Source organism: Halorubrum sp. SP9 (assembly GCF_005435015.1).
Lineage (GTDB): Archaea > Halobacteriota > Halobacteria > Halobacteriales > Haloferacaceae > Halorubrum > Halorubrum sodomense.
The window spans coordinates 1-603 of sequence record NZ_SGXU01000256.1 but is presented as its reverse complement, the minus strand read 5'-3'; the positions used below and the strand labels follow the sequence as shown (position 1 = coordinate 603).

Annotated in this window: 2 protein-coding genes; both read left to right on the top strand. The window is 56.7% G+C overall.

The features are described 5' to 3' along the window. Window positions 1–271 (top strand): hypothetical protein (locus EXE45_RS19925; RefSeq protein WP_158294321.1); only part of this gene is annotated, 271 nt, incomplete at its 5' end. Window positions 272–341: 70 nt separating this feature from the next. Further along, window positions 342–603: hypothetical protein (locus EXE45_RS17430; protein WP_199233688.1), on the top strand; the 262-nt coding region annotated here is incomplete at its 3' end.

The following is a 603-nucleotide window of genomic DNA, read 5'->3' as shown; positions in this document are numbered from 1 at the left end:
GATGGCTGTCGCGTTCGGGGAAGACGCGCTTGACAGCATTACGGTTGAAGTCGCTACTGACGCCCCTGAGTTGCTGTTCATCGTTGATCCACAACGGATCGACCAAGTCCCAATCTCAAAGGATCGGCTCGAACGTCGGCTCACCGAGGCCATGCCTGCTGGAACGGGGATTCAACTCATCGCTGACAACGACGTGTTCACCTTCCGTTCAGACGCGTCGAACGCCGAGGAGTACGAGGCTGGCTTCGGTGAGGGTGTCTGGTCGCGGTAGCCACTAAATTCGCACACCACGCGCATACGCAGTCCTCATGCGGTTTTGAACAACAGTACACTTCGATACGATGGCAGATTCGATTGACCATAGCCACGGCTCTACAGGCGCACAGCCCCCTGACGGACTCAACTTCGGGACAGGTGATTTCCCCGATCCCGAAATGTTCGACTGGTTTTGGAATCAGACAGTTACGGCTGTCAATAACCACGCCGACCAGCTCGACGCGATCGACGCCGATGCCGACGGGAAAGTAGATCAGGCCGAGGTCGCAGATTCCGCTACGTCGTACAAGGGCAACGACATTGATAGCGATGGTGACGGGAAGGTAG